Genomic DNA, 17,065 nt, shown 5'->3' with positions numbered 1-17,065 from the left:
CTGGTTTGGCGTCGAACTATGTATTGCCTTCGTTAAGTAATGCATCGTTAAATAACAAAGCAACGATCAACGCTGTCACTACCGCAGTTAATATTATCGGTAATAGCCAAAGTGGTACCTACAACGGTAATCAGCAAAACGTTAGCGGATTCACAGCGACTGGCTTAGTGGGAACGGATACAGCAGCCAACATCAGTGGCATTACTGCTAGCGGTGCAATAGGAACCAATGCTGGTAGTTATACCAATAGAGTCAGCGGTAACAACAGCAACTATAGCAATATCATCTTCACGAATGGCACACTCAACATTGATCGTGCAATCGCAACGATCAATGCCACCAAAACCTATGACAGCACAACGAGCTTAACATCAGGTCAGGTCAACATCACCGGGGTCAATGGCCAAACACTGAACTACACAGGAACTGCATCAGCAAACAATGCCAATGTCGCTGCTAATGGTAGTAACTATGTCAGTGGCATTACTGGTTTAGCTGACGGCACTGGTTTAGCGTCGAACTATGTATTACCTTCGTTAAGCAGCGCATCGCTAAATAACAAAGCAACGATCAACGCTGTCACTACCGCGGTCAACATTATCGGTAACAGTCAAAGTGGCACCTACAACGGCAATCAACAAAGCGCTAGCGGCTTCACCGCCACAGGGCTCGTCGGTTCTGATACAGCTGCCAACATCAGTGGCTTTACTGCTAGCGGTGCAATAGGTACTAATGCTGGTAGCTATACAAATACAGTCAGCGGTAGTAACAGCAACTATAGCAATATCATCTTCACCAACGGCACACTCAACATTGATCGTGCGATTGCAACGATCAATGCGACAAAGACCTATGACAGTACAACCAATTTAAATGCAAGTCAGATTAGCGTCACTGGGGTCAATGGACAAACACTGAGTTACACAGGAACGGCAGTAGCAAACAATGCCAATGTTGCTGCCAATGGAAGTAACTATGTCAGTGGCATTACTGGTTTAAGCGACGGTACTGGTTTAGCGTCTAACTATGTATTACCCTCGTTAAGCAGTGCATCGTTCAATAACAAAGCAACGATCAACGCTGTCACTACCGCAGTCAACATTATCGGTAACAGTCAAAGTGGCACCTACAACGGCAATCAGCAAAGCATCGGAGGATTCACAGCGACTGGCTTAGTTGGAACGGATACAGCAGCCAACATCAGTGGCATTTCCGCTAGCGGTGCAATGGGAACCAATGCTGGCACCTATACCAATACAGTCAGTGGTAGCAACAGTAACTACAGCAATATCATCTTCACCAACGGCACACTCAACATTGATCGTGCGATCGCAACGATCAATGCGACAAAGACCTACGACAGCACAACGAGCTTATCGTCAGGTCAGGTCAACATTATTGGCGTCAATGGACAAACGCTGAACTACACAGGAACGGCATCAGCAAACAATGCCAATGTCGCTGCTAATGGTAGTAACTATGTCAGTGGCATTACTGGTTTGGCTGACGGCACTGGTCTCGCGTCCAATTACATCCTGCCTAGCCTATCGGCGGTGTCACAAAATAATCGAGTAATGATCAGTGCCGCCGATCTCACCATTGCGGCGAATAACGTCACAAAAACAGCCGGTGATCATACTATGCTAACGGGATTTACCACAAACGGACTGCAAGGCCTGGACACAATTGATACGGTCACGATGGTGAGTAATGGCAGTGGTTCTGACGCGGCGCCGGGCACCTATGCCATCATTGCAAGCGATGCTATTGGTCGTCGATTTGATCCAGCCAATTATGCTATTCATTATGTGGCTGGCAAGCTCAGTGTGAAACCTGCACCAGCGACGACCACGCCAAGCGTGCCTGCGACAAACGAAGGAAGTACGGCGAGACTAAACCTGCCAATAGCACTGGCATATAACGACGTGGTGAGTATGAAGACCCTCACGCTAGCACCGGTTTTTCAGGCGGATTCGTTTTTGTTCACGCTACCAGCCAATACCTTTGCACAGAGTGATAAAACAACACCTTTGGCCCTTGAGGCGTCCTTAGCAAACGGTGAGAGTTTGCCATCATGGCTGCAATTCGATGCTGAGACGGGAGCGCTCAAGGTGCGCCCTCCCATAGGAGTCAAGAAAATGGATGTGATTATTACTGCGACGGATCCGAATGGGACGCAAGCGCAAACGAAACTCACCCTCGTTTTCAACGGAACAATCTTAGTTGAAAATGAGGGTGCATCGTTCTAACCCTGCAGCGTTCATTTCGTCTGAAACTGATGACCCAATTCCAGCAGGAGGCGCCTTACAGCGCCATTCGACGGCGGTACCACTCATGGAAATGCTGCATACCATCTTCCATGGGTGACTGATAAGGTCCGACTTCGTTTTCACCACGGGCAAGGAGGATTCTGCGACCAGCATCCATACGCTGCCCGATTTCATCATCTTCGATACACGTTTCCATGTAGGCAGCACGCTCAGCCTCGATGAATTCGCGCTCAAAAAGGACGATTTCTTCAGGGTAATAAAACTCAACGACATTGCGTGTTTTACCCGTCTCTGTTGGCCACAGCGTAGAGACCACGAGGACATGGGGATACCACTCAACCATGATATTCGGGTAGAGGGTGAGCCAAATAGCGCCATATTTTGGTGGTTCGCCATTACGGAACTTCAACACCTGCTCTTGCCATTGACGGTATTTTTCAGAGCCAGATTTGAGCAAGCCACTGTTCACGCCCACCGTTTGTACGCTGTAGTCTTCACCGAATTCCCAGCGCAAGTCATCGCACGTCACAAAACTACCCAGACCTGGATGGAAGGGTTCAACGTGATAATCTTCCAGATACACCTCAATAAAGGTTTTCCAGTTGTAATCACATTCGTGCACTTCGACGTGATCCAGCATGTAGCCGGTGAAATCGAGATCTTTGGTAACGCTGAGTTGCCCCATGCGTTCCATCACGTTGTAGCCGTTTTGTTCAAAAAGCAGACCATTCCAGTTTTGAAGCGGCGTGCGTTTGAGATTCAAACACGGTGTATCTGAAAAATGCGGTGCACCAATGAGCTCACCTTTGAGATCATAGGTCCAACGATGCAATGGACAGACGATATTATTTGCGTTGCCACGCCCGTTAAACATCAGGGCTTGGCGGTGGCGGCAAACGTTAGACATCAATTCGATGCCATGCGCGTTTCTCACCAGCATGCGACCTTCGTTTTCGGACTGTAGAGTCGCAAAATCACCCACGTTAGGAACCATCAGTTCATGACCGACGTAACGTGGACCTGCTTGGAACAACTCTTTGATTTCACGTTGCAATAACGTCTCATCAAAATAGACTTGTACCGGAAGTTGCGCGTCAGAACGCGCGAGTGTAGACAAAGAAGCCAGATCGGACATCCCCACCCCCCAAATTAATTTGCACCAACCTAAGAGAGAAAGAATCCACAAAAACCTGTTTTCGACTGGGGTTTCAATTCAGACGAAAATTCAAACGATCAAACGACTTGAAGAGGAAATTTTGGACAGAACTGGGCATTATACCTGAAAGATTTAAATTTCACCCAGATCTACTCAACTTTCTGTGATAAATCAAGTCCTTAGGTGCGATGAGGAGCGAATATCGGACCTGTACCAAATATCATACGACATGAGCACTTTAGTGAAGAACCTCTAAATCCCCCCAAAAACAGATCGCACCTCGTCCTTGGTAGCCACGTGCACTATGAGGCAAACTACCTTATTAATTCGTATCATTTCTTCTACACAAAAACATCAAATGTAAATCATTTATTTTTGCTGCGACGCAGCTTGCCACCCTCTTCTCAAAAAAACTAACCTCAACCCAACTGATCTCATCACGATTCAACATAACGAATTGAAATCAGTTCCGCCCCGGTTTTTTAAAGCGACTTTGAAAAGGAAAAAAAATGAATAAACGATTAAGCAACATGTTTTTTGCACTCTTCATTGCGCTGTCTCTGCTACCAGCACAGACATGGGCAACAGGCTATACGGGTACAAAATATCCGATCGTGTTAGTACACGGCCTGTTTGGGTTCGATAACATCGGCCCCGTTGAATACTTTTACGGCATTCCTGCTGCACTTCGTGCAGATGGTGCGCAAGTGTTTGTGACACAAGTCTCGGCTGCCAACAGCACTGAGGTGCGCGGCGAACAACTACTGGCACAAGTAAAACAAATCCTCGCTGTAACAGGCGCGAGCAAAGTGAATCTGATTGGACATAGTCATGGTTCACCGACTTCGCGCTATGTTGCATCGGTACGCCCCGACCTAGTGGCTTCTGTCACTTCCGTAGGCGGCGTCAATAAAGGTTCTAAATTTGCCGATTTTTTACTTGGCGTAGCGCCTCCGGGGACTTATTCCAATGCAGCGATTGTCTCTCTCACCAATGGTGCGTCAAAACTCATCAGTTTTCTGTCAGGCCAACCAAAACTTCCGCAAAATGCAGCAATGGCAGCAGCATCACTCAGTACGCCTGGTTCATTAAAATTCAACGCAGCACACCCAGATGGCGTTCCAACAAGCGCCTGCGGAGAAGGCGCCTATAACGTCAACGGTATCGCCTACTACTCCTGGAGTGGTGCCCAACAGGCGACCAATCTACTGGATGCGTCTGATCCAATATTGGTGCTCACTTCGCTGGCATTTAATGGTGAACCAAATGATGGTCTGGTAGGAACATGCTCATCTCACTTAGGGCAAGTTATCCGAGATAATTACGCGATGAACCATCTCGATGAAGTCAATCAGCTCATCGGTTTAGTGAATATCTTTGAAACCAATCCTGTGACTCTGTACCGGCAGCATGCGAACCGCTTAAAAAATAGCGGACTGTAATTCGGTTTGACAACGATACCGGCGCGGAGTCATTCATGAATACAAAAATAACATTGGTGTTGGTAGCGGCAGCATGTAGCGCCGCTACATTTTTTCTCTGGCCATCACGGTCAGATACGCATGAACAGCGAGTTCAACTGACGGCAAATGATCATGCCTTCTCATTTGTGAAATCACTTAACGGCACAGACGTTGACGGTGACATCAGACAAAATGCCGATGGTAACCTCATCGTCAGTAGCGAATTAAGACGCTTATTTGATTACTATCTGTCGGCGATGGGTGAAAAAAATTTACCCGAGATTCAAGGACAAATCGACAAAATTCTTGATCAAAAACTTCCTGCTTTGGCGGCACGTCAGGCAAAGCAATTACTGGTGCAGTACATTGCCTATAAAAAGGCACTCGTTGGTCTAGAACAAGATGGAGCAACAAAAACGCAGGCTTCCGATACGTTACTGACTTCCGTCAGAAATCGATGGCAACGTATGCATCAACTCCGTGCCCAATTTTTTAGTGAAAAAGAGATACAAGCCATGTTCGGGTTTGATGATGCGTATGATCAGGATGCCCTTGAGCGTATGGCAATCGATCAGGACGCCACACTCACTGGTGCACAGAAAAAAGAAAAATTGGCTGCACTCGACGCAGCAATGTCACCTGAATTACGTGAAGCAAAAAGTGCTCCCTATCAGGTCGTTCGCTTACAAGAACAAACTGAGAAAATGCGACGTGATGGAGCGAGTGAAGATGATATTTATCGTCTCCGAGCGGCAGCCACCAGTCCCGAAGCGGCAAACCGTCTTGCTGAAGTCGACCGTGAGACAAACGACTGGAATGCGAGGATTCAGCGCTATGTCAATCAACGCCAACAACTCGGGCTCGCCTCTTCAGATACCTTAACGCCCGAGCAGCAAACGCAATTGCAGCAGCTAAGAAATACGATGTTCACCGCGCAGGAACAAAAGCGATTACCCGCCTACGAATAATCAGGAGATGAACGACGTCGAGATACAAAGGTATAGAAGAAAACATCGGTGCCAGCATGTGGTCCAGTTAGTGTGCCTCCGCTGACACCTCTTTATCGGCAAGCGTATCAATCGCTTGTGTGAGGGCTCTATCGACCACATGATCCAGCATCAACACGTGAACCCGTTGCTCACTAAAGGCCTTTTCTAATTCTGTTGCAGTAATCGAAAAGCTTTTTTCTTTTTGACTCGATGTAAAAATATACAAACTCCGCATGGGGCTGACCCACGCCAAACGGACTCTCAATACCTCGTCATTCTCTTTCTTGAATTCGAGCCATATTCCCCGTTCAAGTTGTGCAACCTTCGTGATACTGTGCGCATCAATAGGTGGGACCGCCGCTGCAGCCGCTGCAGCTTCTGCGGCTGCTTTCTCCGCCGTCGCTCGTTTTTCTAATCGGCGCTCCGTCGCATGCTGTGCAGCCTCGACGGCTAACTCAAGCTGTCGCTGCGGAGACAGTTCCAGCGGAGCACGAACAATCGCCGCGTGGCATTCGGCAAGGTCAGCAAAAAACTGAATACGATCGGTGTCTTCCCATTTGATCAGGCTTAGCCATTTGTTCAATCGCGCCAAAATAGCCGGTAAGCGATGAAGCAGTTCCTGTCGCTCCTGCAACGTTATTTTTGGCTTCACGCTCCAGATAAGATCGTCCATGGTCTGAATTGCGTCGGCGACGGCGTGGGGTTTCTCTTCTTGCACGGTGTAAGCCAGTGTTAATACTTTAGTCCATCGATTTTCGAGAAACGTTTCAACAAAAGCGACGACTTCGCCCGTACCAATACGCACTGCGACTTCGTGATTGGCTGTTAAGCTTGCCTGCTTAATTTTTTCTTTTCTGAGTGCCTTTTGAATGGGCGCTTGCAAAGCGGTATTGCTTGCCTGCTCTTCATTGGCGACATAGGTTTCCAGATCACGAATCACCTCATCGAAGAGTGCCACTTCGCGATCGAACTCTTGCGTTACGCGATGAACATTTTTTTGCATCGCCTGAAACAGCGGGTCTTCTTTAGCTTGTTGCTCATCCACTGCAGGACTGTAGCGTGACAGCAAGTCAATTAACCGACGGGCAGGATGCTGCTCCTGAAAAAAGAAATTTTTATCAATTAACGCCGCCTTCAACACTGGTATCTGCAAGAGTGAAATCAACTCTTTCACAGGCGTTGGGATAGCAGGATTAGAGAAGACGTGATCGAACACATTCGCTAAGACATCCAGCGTATGCTTTTCGACACCGGTGCCAATGCTTTCACTGAGACGATCACGCAACGCCGAGAGGCGCACGATTTCCTTGGCTTCCGCGACGAGTTGCGTGAGCTGACTGCTCTTCTGCACTTCTTCGAGTTGGCGGAACAGCGCTGCATGTCGTGCTGCCGTCGATGAGGCTTGATAGGATGCAGCAGCATCCTCCGATGGTGCTCCGGACGATACGCCAGATAAAAATTCTTTTAATTTTTTCTGCGATGGTGTGAGCTCAGACGATGCGTCGGCGGACTTGCGTTGACCAGCACCATTTTCCTCTTCACGATGTTTTTCTGTGCGCCTGCTTTGACTATGATTCCGTTGTATTCGATAGGATTCTTGCAAATCAGGAAGCACGCCCTGATCGATCAACCAGTGATTGAGTGTGGCGAGAATAGGCTCGATGTCAAACAAGATATCAGTGCGCAACAAGGGCAAGATCAGATCATGGCTCTCCTTTTCAGGATCAAACGTGCACCACGCAACGACGATTGCACGTAAAAAGACGTCTGGGCGAAATGGATTTTGTGTAATGCCCAGCGTGTCGCGGCATAACACATGGGCAAGGCGAATATTCAGTGCCGCATACTCTTCAGCACAATCAAGTTCGATGGTACGACTGACACGACTCAATGCGAGCTTTTGATCCATTTCTTCATAACTGACCAAACTAAACTCTTGGTCATTGCGACCCGTCAGCGTGCTGGATGTTGGTTCAGACAGCAAATGCCTCAGTTCAGCCTCAAACGCTTTTTCAAACTCAACCGCCGCGATATGATAGAACGCATAAACATTCTTCTTTAATAACTGCCCCGCATGGAAACTCAAATTAGCAATGCGTGAATCCATACATTGCTCAGAATGCGCTAATAGGGCATTGGCAAGGCGCGACGCAAAAGCATCCACCTGCGCGATGGTCTCGTGATGGGCAAGCGGAATCAATCCACGTAACAAGGCCGGACGCGGCGTGTTCAATCCGGTCTGTTCGGCATGTGGAGGAGTGGATTGACTCATAATAAGCAGCGTAACGATGATGCAACGTTATCAGAAACAACAAATACAACGAAAAGAACACGGTGCGTTGTCACCTAGTTTTATACTTACATCAGTAGATATCAGTAAGTATTCGGTCGGCATCAACGCTATTTGCTGCAAAAACGTGTATAAAACATTAAAACAAAGACAATAAACAGAGTAATCGGTCTTATTGCTGATTTATGGATTATTCACTTTCTTGCACTATATACTTTAACTTTCCGTATGGAAATATTTTTCTCATAATACTGACTGCTTTTTTAGGTTCCTGGCTGACCGCAAGGCGATAAAAGAGTACTCTTTTTCTGTGCTGAGACGGAACATGTCATTTTGTTAGTTTTTTTGTGTAACAATGACAATTTAACGCCAACTTGAGTGGATTGCTCTAAAATAGCGGGCTACACTTTTTGGCGTGATTTTGCGCCCTATTTGTCAATAAACATTGTATGCCTAAAAAAAATACCAGTGCTACGGTACCCGACGACGGTACTGCACCCGCCTCCTTTGAGGCGGCGATGGAAGAACTGAGTGTGCTCGTGGCACAAATGGAAGCGGGCGATTTACCCCTAGAAAAATCCGTTATTGCCTATCAACGCGGATCTGAGTTAATTAAATATTGTGCAAGTCAACTCGATAAAATTGAGCAACAAGTCAAAGTATTAGAAGCAGGAATGCTCAAGCCATTTAACGTTGATCAAGATGAGGACCTTGCATGAGCATGGATTTCCGGACCTGGATGAAGGCAACGCAAGACCATTGCGAACAAGCACTTTCAGAATTTATACCGTCATCTGACGTAATTCCACAGCGATTACACGAAGCCATGCGCTATGCCGCGTTAGACGGTGGTAAGCGGGTGCGTCCGCTGTTAGTGTTTGCAGCAGGGCAGCTTTTTGACGCGCCCACTGAATTACTCCGTCGCGCCGCAGCAGCCGTAGAAATGATCCACGCCTATTCTCTGGTGCATGACGACATGCCATGCATGGACGACGATGCACTACGCCGTGGTAAACCGACTGTGCATGTGAAGTATGACGAAGCAACCGCTTTATTAGTAGGCGACGCCCTGCAGTCACAAGCATTTTTGGTGCTTTCAGAAGGCGCAGGAGAGGCATCGACCAAACTCGCGATGGTACGTCTACTGGCCCAAGCATCGGGATCGGTGGGCATGTGCGGCGGTCAAGCGATTGACCTCGCCAGCGTCGGGCTCTCACTGACACGAGAACAATTAGAACAAATGCATCGCTTGAAGACTGGCGCTTTGTTACGTGCAGCGGTATTGTTAGGTGCGATGAGTGGAAAAACGCTCACAACGACAGAAATCGAAGCGCTGGACGTCTATTCTGCAGCGATCGGTCTGGCCTTCCAGGTCGTGGATGATGTCCTCGACGCCACCGCAGATTCAGCAACGCTCGGAAAAACGGCAGGCAAAGATGCCGCCGACAACAAACCGACGTATGTCAGCCTCCTTGGTTTAGCAGCCTCAAAAGAACTTGCGACACAACTTTGCAACGACGCGCATCAAGCTTTATTGCCATTTGGCACCCAAGCACATTATTTACACGATCTGGCAGATCTGATCGTGCAAAGACAAGCATAACTGGCAGCCTCTATGACGACTTTACTTCAAAAAATTAATTCTCCGGCAGACCTGCGCCACCTGACTCGTCAGCAATTGCACACGTATGCGTCGGAACTGCGTCAATATGTTCTTGAATCCGTATCCAAAACTGGCGGACACTTGTCCTCCAACCTCGGTACGGTTGAACTGACCATCGCGCTGCATTATGTGTACAACACACCAGAAGATCGCGTGATCTGGGACGTGGGTCATCAAACCTACCCGCATAAAATTGTGACGGGACGTCGTGACATGATGCATACATTGCGTCAGTTTGAAGGTATTTCAGGCTTCCCACGACGCTGTGAAAGCGAGTACGACACATTCGGTACTGCCCACTCGTCGACCTCGATTTCAGCAGCACTGGGAATGGCCTTAGCAGCACGTAATAAAGGCGATGACCGTCACTCCGTGGCGATTATCGGTGATGGTTCAATGACAGCGGGTATGGCGTTTGAGGCGCTCAACAATGCGGGTGTTTATGACGACATCAACATGCTGGTGATCCTCAATGACAACGACATGTCGATTTCGCCACCGGTAGGTGCACTCAACCGCTACTTGGCGCGCCTGATGTCTGGTAAGTTTTATGCCGCGGCACGTAATGTCGGCAAATCGGTATTGCCTTCACCGATGTTGGAATTAGCAAAGCGGTTTGAAGAACATGCAAAAGGGATGCTGGTACCAGCAACCATGTTTGAAGAATTTGGTTTCAATTACATTGGCCCGATTGACGGCCATGATCTGGAATCACTGATTCCGACACTGCAAAATATCCGCAACCTGAAAGGACCGCAATTCTTACACGTGGTCACGAAAAAAGGTCAAGGCTACAAGCTGGCGGAAGCGGATCCTGTGTTGTATCACGGACCGGGCAAATTCAACCCAGCCGAAGGCATCAAACCAAGCACATCCTCTAAGCTGACTTACACCCAAGTATTCGGTCAATGGCTTTGCGACATGGCAGCGACCGACAACAAACTGATCGGCATCACACCAGCGATGCGCGAAGGTTCGGGTATGGTTGAATTTGAAAAGCAATTCCCACAGCGTTACTTTGACGTTGGTATTGCAGAACAGCATTCCGTGACGTTTGCAGCTGGGATGGCATGTGAAGGATTAAAGCCAGTCGTTGCGATTTATTCCACCTTCTTGCAGCGCGCTTATGATCAGTTGATTCATGACGTCGCTCTACAGAATCTCGATGTGACCTTTGCCTTGGATCGCGCCGGATTGGTCGGCGCTGATGGTGCAACGCATGCAGGTAACTATGATATGGCTTTCTTGCGCTGCATTCCTAACATGGTCGTCATGGCCGCAGCAGATGAAAACGAATGTCGTCAGATGCTGAGTACTGGTTATCACTATCCTGGGCCTGCAGCAATTCGCTACCCACGTGGTGCAGGCATTGGCGCTGCTGTTGAAAAGGAATTGACCACATTACCTATCGGCAAAGGTGAGCTGAAACGTCAAGGTCAAAAAATCGCCATTCTTGCTTTTGGATCGATGGTGTATCCATCCTTGGCCGCAGCAGAAAACCTCGACGCCACCGTCGCCAATATGCGCTTTATTAAACCGCTGGACGCTGAATTAGTGAAATCGCTTGCGGCGTCTCATGATGTGCTGGTGACCGTTGAAGAGGGATGTACCATGGGCGGCGCTGGCTCGGCCGTTGCTGAAGCGCTCTCTGAGGCGGGTATCGAAATTCCGCTGCTGATCCTTGGATTACCAGATAAGTTTGTCGATCACGGCGATGTCGGTCTGCTGTTAAGCCAATGTGGACTCGATGCGAAAGGTATTGAATCTTCGATTCGCCAACGTTTTGCGAGCACACTCGCTGCTGTACCTAAACTGGCAGCGAACGCCTAATCAGCTTCGCTTCCCACAAAAAAACGGCTACCAAGGTAGCCGTTTTTTTTGGTATTCAAATCAAAGATTATGCCTTTGACCACTCACGCTGACTTTGTTCGGAATAGCTCACAGGCGCCCCTTGAATATCATCAAAGGTGACCACTTCATAAGCATCTGGCTGAGAGAGTAATACGCGCAATAACTGATTATTCAAACCATGACCCGACTTATGCGCCGTATAGCTAGCAAGGAAAGGATGGCCGATCAAATATAGATCACCGATCGCATCTAAAATTTTGTGGCGTACAAATTCATCATCGAATCGTAAGCCGTCTGAATTTAAAATTCGGTACTCATCCATCACAATGGCGTTTTCCATTGAACCACCGCGAGCCAAGCCAATACCCCGTAGCATTTCAACATCTTGCATAAAGCCAAACGTCCGTGCTCTCGCAACGTCTTTGACAAAGGATACTTTCTCAAAATCAACTTCAGCCGTTTGCACGGTGCCATCAACGGCGGGATGATTAAACTCGATAAAGAAGTGCAGCTTAAACCCATCGTAGGGTTCTAGGCGCGCCCATTTTTCGCTCTTGCCGCTTCCTTCACGAATTTCAACTGGTTTCAGTACCCGGATAAACTTCTTCGGCGCTGCCTGCTCTTGCAAGCCAGCCTGCTGCAGCAAATAAACAAAGGACGATGCAGAACCATCCATGATCGGAATTTCTTCTGCACTAACGTCGATGTATAAATTATCGATACCCAATCCTGCACAGGCAGACAGTAAATGCTCAACAGTGGATACGCGCTGTCCATTGTTGGAAAGCGTCGACGCCATACGGGTATCCCCGACACTCATTGCATCGGCCGGAAACACCAAGGGCGGAGTCAGGTCTGTGCGGGTAAAGATGATTCCCGTGTCCGCTGGAGCTGGGCGTAATACCAACTCCACTTTGGTCCCTGAATGCAATCCGACGCCAACGGTTTTGACTAATTGTTTGATGGTTGTTTGCTTTAACATCTGCGTATTATAACAATTCGTACAAAAACCAACGTAACACACTTTAAACCTAGGCGTAGACCGATTCCAAGGCAGAATCGTACATGTCAAAAAAACAAAATAAAACAGCGCATGCCTTATCGGCAATGCGCTGTTTTTTTGACTTTGGTGGACGATTAGCCCAGTTGCGCTAACAATGTTTCAGCATTGGAAACTTCAAACTTACCACCTTCTTCAACGTTCAACTGTTTTACCACGCCATCCACTGCCAGCAATGAATAACGCTGGGAACGTGTGCCCATGCCAAATTTACTGAAGTCAGCCGATAAGCCCAAGGCTTTGCTGAATTCGCCGTTACCGTCAGCCATCATACGCACCACGCCAGTTGCTTTTTGATCGCGACCCCAAGCACCCATGACGAAGGCATCATTTACAGAAATACACCAAATTTCATCCACGCCTTTGGCTTTTAAATCAGCGGCATGGGCGATATAACCAGGAACATGTTTTGCAGAGCAAGTCGGCGTGAAAGCGCCAGGCAATCCGAAGATCGCGATCGTTTTACCTTTAACTAAATCAGCCACCTGGAATGTATTTGGACCAATACTGCATCCCTCCCCTTCCACTTCAATAAACTCCGCCAGGCTGCCGGTTGGTAAATGCTCGCCGATTTGAATGCTCATCATTATTCCTTTCATGAAAATCTATGGTTGTTACCATCACTTACGAATGGTACGAATTGATACAACGTAGGCGATATGTTCGCGATACGCTGCGGAAGTATGCATCAGGAAGAGAAAACGTGCAGAACCTAAGAAAAAATTACTTAAAATCAATTGATTTATTTACCACATTAATGACAAATATTTACAAAGTTGCGCGAATTGTGACATTTTTTAACAAATAAAATGCTAGGATACCTTTACGCAAATCGAGACCTTAATATATTTAGATCGCGTTTACGTAAAAAATAATTTCAGATTGCTGCACCGAAAAAGGTGCAAACTGACGAGTGTCGATAAAGTGAGATACGCAAGGCTTTAAGGTTATTTCAAGTTATCTGGCTTTACATTTTGACTGTATCAAAGGAGTGGCTCAGAAAATGAATAAAATGATTCCGTTTAGTAGCGTGCCGATGAAGCGCATCTGCCTCGCTTTAGTAGGGGTAGGCTTTACAACCCTCTTGGCAGGCTGTGGCGGCTCGTCATCTCCAGCAGCACCACCACCGCCAACCGTCACCATCGACGTTTTCGGTGCACGTGGAACAACACTGACAGCACAGGTTACATCAACAAATTGCTCAGCAACACCAACCGTCTCTTGGCAAACCTCCGGTGGGGTTGCATTAGGTACGGGCTTAAGCATCCAAGATACGCAGCCGTCTTCGGCCATTTCTGCGACCGCCACATGTTCAACAGCTACTGCAACAGAAAACCTACAGCCACTTGCGGTCTTTACCTCACTTGCTGCATTCGCTGTTTTACAAAATAAAACCGCAGAAGCTTGGGGAAATCCAGTCTGGGGAGGGCAAACAGCAACCGCAGAAAGCCTGACCAATATCACTCAACTTTATCCCTCTGACCGTGGCTTTGCAGCGTTATTAGCCGATAATACGGTGCAAACATGGGGCAGTAGTTATGTCAGTGAATCCAACCCTAACTTGGTCGATCCGGCGAAGGGATCTATTGCGACTGGTCCGTTGACCAATATTGCGTCAATCATTCCTGGTCGTGTTGCATATTTTGGGATTAAAAAGGATGGCTCTTTTGTTGCATGGGGTAATTATCGCGGGTTAATCTCACAAGTCGATACACCCATGAACGACCCATCAAACGGCTTAAGTGCATCGACATTGGCCTCTTTGACCAATGTGCAGAGCATCGCCGCAACCGAAGGCGCTTATGCAGCGTTGAAAACCGACGGTACCGTTGTGACTTTTGGTGACACAGATTCTGGTGGTGATAGCAGCTCCGCCACTTTACCGCTGACAAACGTCACGCAAATCGTCGGCACCAACTATGACTTCGTCGCATTACGTAAAGACGGTACCGTCGCGGGCTGGACAGGTTCATTTGGCTGGGCGATTCCAACGACAACGCTATCGACAGTGACCAACTTGACTGCCAACGGCGTGGTCGGGGTCGCAACCTTGAAATCAGGTGCAGCCACAGCTTTTGGTGATGCAACTTCAGTCGACGCAGCAGATACTACCTCTATTGCTAGTTCATTAAGCAACGTTGCGCAGATTTATGCAACACAATCCGCTTTTGCTGCGCTTCTGACGAACGGCAACGTGATTAGCTGGGGTGACCTGCAGCGCATGCAGACGAGTCTGAATGCAGTGCAATCATCATTGACTAACGTTAAAAACATCGTGTCATCTGAATACGCTTTTGCCGCCTTAAAAAATGATGGCACCGTCGTGACTTGGGGTGATCCAACAGTGGGTGGCGACAGTAGCAGCGTTGCATCTCAACTGACTAACGTGGTCTCAATTACGGCAAATAAATATGCATTTGCTGCACTCAAATCGAACGGTACTGTTGTCACGTGGGGTATGGCAAGCAAAGGTGGTAATAGCAGCACCGTAGCTGCGAGCCTGACAAATGTACGGGCAATTTACGCGACACCTTTCGGCGCGTTCCTCGCGGTCAATAAAGACGGTACCTTTGTTAACTGGGGTGATCAATGGGCAGGTGGCGGCACAGCGCCGGCCAAACTGACAAAAATCCCATTTACAAGCTGATCAATTCTACATTTGATCAATGCCGTACCCTTTTTGGAGTAATAAAAGAATGAAAGCAATTAATTTTCCTGTGAAGTCACTGATGGTCGCCTGCGTTGCCGCGTCGTTAATGAACCCGGTATTCGCGAATGTGACTGCAGCAAATAAAAATGGTCGTACCAAGCCGCAAGTTGAACAAAATCTAAGCCAGATCATCGTGAAGTATCGTAATGATGCTAGCTATAATGCGACTACGACTAGCGTAGGTAGTGGTTCATCAGTAACGGCTTTGCAAACACAGCGCTTATCCACACTTCAATCTGTCGCTCAATCGTTTGGCGCCTACTTCTCCGTGAAACGTCAAATCGTCACCGGTGGCTGGGTTTATCATTCCAGCGTACCTTTAAAACCAGCGCAGATGCGTGCGCTGGCAGCAAAGCTGGCACAGAATGACCGCACGGTAGAATACGCAGAGCCAGATTATATCCGTCACGCGCAGTATGTACCGACGGATCCACTGTATGCGACCGCGCAATGGGACATGCAAACATCTTCCACACAAGCGGGCGGCTTAAACCTCCCTGGAGCGTGGGATTTGTCATTGGGTAAAGGTATCGTTGTCGCCGTATTGGACACGGGTTATCGCCCTCATCCAGACATTCTGCCAAACTTGGTTCCAGCACAAAATGGTGTAGCGGGTCAGTACGGCTATAACTTCATTACTGACCCTGTGATCGCGCGAATCACAGTGCCATCAGGCGTTAAGAGTGCGCGTGGCTATGATGCATTGGATCAAGGCGACTGGGTTCCTAACGACGACACCGTATGTCCAAGTCAAGCAGGCAACGCGAGCAGTTGGCATGGCACACACGTCGCAGGTACCATCGCGGCAGCGGCTAATAATACGGGCGTGATCGGTGTAGCACCATCAGCAAAGGTATTGCCGTTACGCGTGCTAGGGAAATGTGGTGGTGCAGATTCTGATATCGCTGATGCTGTCGCTTGGGCGGCTGGTCTGAGTGTCTCTGGTGTGCCTGCCAATGCCAACAAAGCCAACGTCATCAATCTTTCTCTCGGTGGCACTGGTTACTGCACAAAAACCAATGCGGCAGCATTCCAAATGGCGATGGCAAATGGCACCACGATCGTTATTGCGGCAGGTAATGAAAGCATCGACGCTAAACTTTCCTCTCCTGCAAATTGCCCTGGTGTGATCACGGTGGCGTCAACTTCGATCGCAGGTGGTCGTGCAGGCTACTCTAATTATGGCGGCTCCGTATCAGTAGCAGCACCAGGAGGCGGCTTCACGACTGCAGCTGACGTGATCACATCGACCCTACCAACAGGCACGACCGTATCAACCGATGATACGACCTATGGAACGATGGCAGGGACATCACAAGCTACTCCACACGTGGCCGGTGTTGCTGCATTAATGTTGGCGGTCAAACCTACGTTAACACCAGCACAAATCAAGAGCATCCTGATTTCGACCGCGCGCCCAGCGCCAGCGAACTGCCCAGGTTGTGGTGCGGGTATCGTCGACGCAGCAGCAGCGGTCAAAGCAGCGGCTGGGAGTTAATTGATCATCACTGGCAGGCGAGAATCAACCCTCGTCTGCCAGAAGTTCGACGTATCTTCCTGCACCAAAAAAACGGCGTGTGCTGTTTTGAATGCCAGAAAAAGCTTCCCAAAAA

General features: G+C 48.4%; 12 protein-coding genes. 8 read left to right on the top strand and 4 right to left on the bottom strand.

The annotated features are described in order from the left end of the window. Positions 1–2,249: MBG domain-containing protein (locus ACO0K2_RS07925; RefSeq protein ID WP_423017452.1), on the top strand; the 2,249-nt coding region annotated here is incomplete at its 5' end. Between the two features lie 55 nt (positions 2,250–2,304). Here the strand turns inward: ACO0K2_RS07925 and ACO0K2_RS07920 are convergent. Continuing rightward, positions 2,305–3,405 carry an aromatic ring-hydroxylating oxygenase subunit alpha gene (locus ACO0K2_RS07920; RefSeq protein WP_423017450.1) on the bottom strand — a complete coding sequence of 367 codons (1,101 nt, stop codon included), beginning with the start codon at positions 3,403–3,405 and terminating at the stop codon, positions 2,305–2,307. Positions 3,406–3,935: 530 nt separating this feature from the next. Here ACO0K2_RS07920 and ACO0K2_RS07915 point away from each other — a divergent pair. Both ACO0K2_RS07915 and ACO0K2_RS07910 read left to right on the top strand, forming a co-directional pair. Then, positions 3,936–4,868, top strand: coding sequence for a lipase family alpha/beta hydrolase (locus ACO0K2_RS07915; RefSeq protein ID WP_423017448.1), 933 nt, complete (start codon positions 3,936–3,938; stop codon positions 4,866–4,868). 35 nt (positions 4,869–4,903) lie between these two features. After that, a complete protein-coding gene (locus tag ACO0K2_RS07910; protein WP_423017446.1) occupies positions 4,904–5,857 on the top strand; it encodes a lipase secretion chaperone in 954 nt (317 codons plus the stop codon). A gap of 67 nt (positions 5,858–5,924) precedes the next feature. Here ACO0K2_RS07910 and ACO0K2_RS07905 read toward each other — a convergent pair whose 3' ends face one another. Further along, positions 5,925–8,150 (bottom strand): DUF1631 family protein, encoded by a 2,226-nt coding sequence (locus tag ACO0K2_RS07905; protein WP_423017444.1) that lies wholly within the window; start codon positions 8,148–8,150, stop codon positions 5,925–5,927. A gap of 467 nt (positions 8,151–8,617) precedes the next feature. Here ACO0K2_RS07905 and ACO0K2_RS07900 point away from each other — a divergent pair, with 467 nt between their 5' ends. Genes ACO0K2_RS07900 through dxs form a run of 3 tightly spaced genes read left to right on the top strand, consistent with a single transcriptional unit; the run spans position 8,618 to position 11,661 of the window. After that, complete coding sequence (locus tag ACO0K2_RS07900) at positions 8,618–8,887, top strand: exodeoxyribonuclease VII small subunit (RefSeq protein ID WP_423017442.1); 270 nt, start codon at positions 8,618–8,620, stop codon at positions 8,885–8,887. Then, positions 8,884–9,771, top strand: coding sequence for a polyprenyl synthetase family protein (locus tag ACO0K2_RS07895; RefSeq protein WP_423017440.1), 888 nt, complete (start codon positions 8,884–8,886; stop codon positions 9,769–9,771). The genes ACO0K2_RS07900 and ACO0K2_RS07895 overlap by 4 nt, the downstream gene beginning before the upstream one ends. Positions 9,772–9,783: 12 nt before the next feature. Continuing rightward, positions 9,784–11,661 carry a 1-deoxy-D-xylulose-5-phosphate synthase gene (gene dxs / locus ACO0K2_RS07890; protein WP_423017438.1) on the top strand — a complete coding sequence of 626 codons (1,878 nt, stop codon included), beginning with the start codon at positions 9,784–9,786 and terminating at the stop codon, positions 11,659–11,661. A 67-nt stretch (positions 11,662–11,728) separates the two neighbouring features. Here the strand turns inward: dxs and lpxC are convergent, their stop codons facing one another. Further along, complete coding sequence (gene lpxC, locus ACO0K2_RS07885) at positions 11,729–12,664, bottom strand: UDP-3-O-acyl-N-acetylglucosamine deacetylase (protein WP_423017436.1); 936 nt, start codon at positions 12,662–12,664, stop codon at positions 11,729–11,731. Positions 12,665–12,819: 155 nt separating this feature from the next. After that, entirely contained in the window at positions 12,820–13,326 is a 507-nt protein-coding gene (locus tag ACO0K2_RS07880) for a peroxiredoxin (protein ID WP_423017498.1), read from the bottom strand. Between the two features lie 419 nt (positions 13,327–13,745). On the opposite strand from ACO0K2_RS07880, the gene ACO0K2_RS07875 reads away from it, so the two are divergent. Next, positions 13,746–15,389, top strand: a complete 1,644-nt coding sequence (locus ACO0K2_RS07875; RefSeq protein WP_423017434.1) for a hypothetical protein — start codon at positions 13,746–13,748, stop codon at positions 15,387–15,389. Positions 15,390–15,438: 49 nt separating this feature from the next. Next, positions 15,439–16,950 (top strand): S8 family peptidase, encoded by a 1,512-nt coding sequence (locus ACO0K2_RS07870; protein ID WP_423017430.1) that lies wholly within the window; start codon positions 15,439–15,441, stop codon positions 16,948–16,950. The last annotated feature ends 115 nt before the right edge of the window (positions 16,951–17,065 follow it).

Origin of the sequence: Undibacterium sp. MH2W, assembly GCF_049340215.1 — a bacterium.
GTDB lineage: Bacteria > Pseudomonadota > Gammaproteobacteria > Burkholderiales > Burkholderiaceae_D > Undibacterium.
This window is presented reverse-complemented; position numbering and strand designations above follow the sequence as displayed.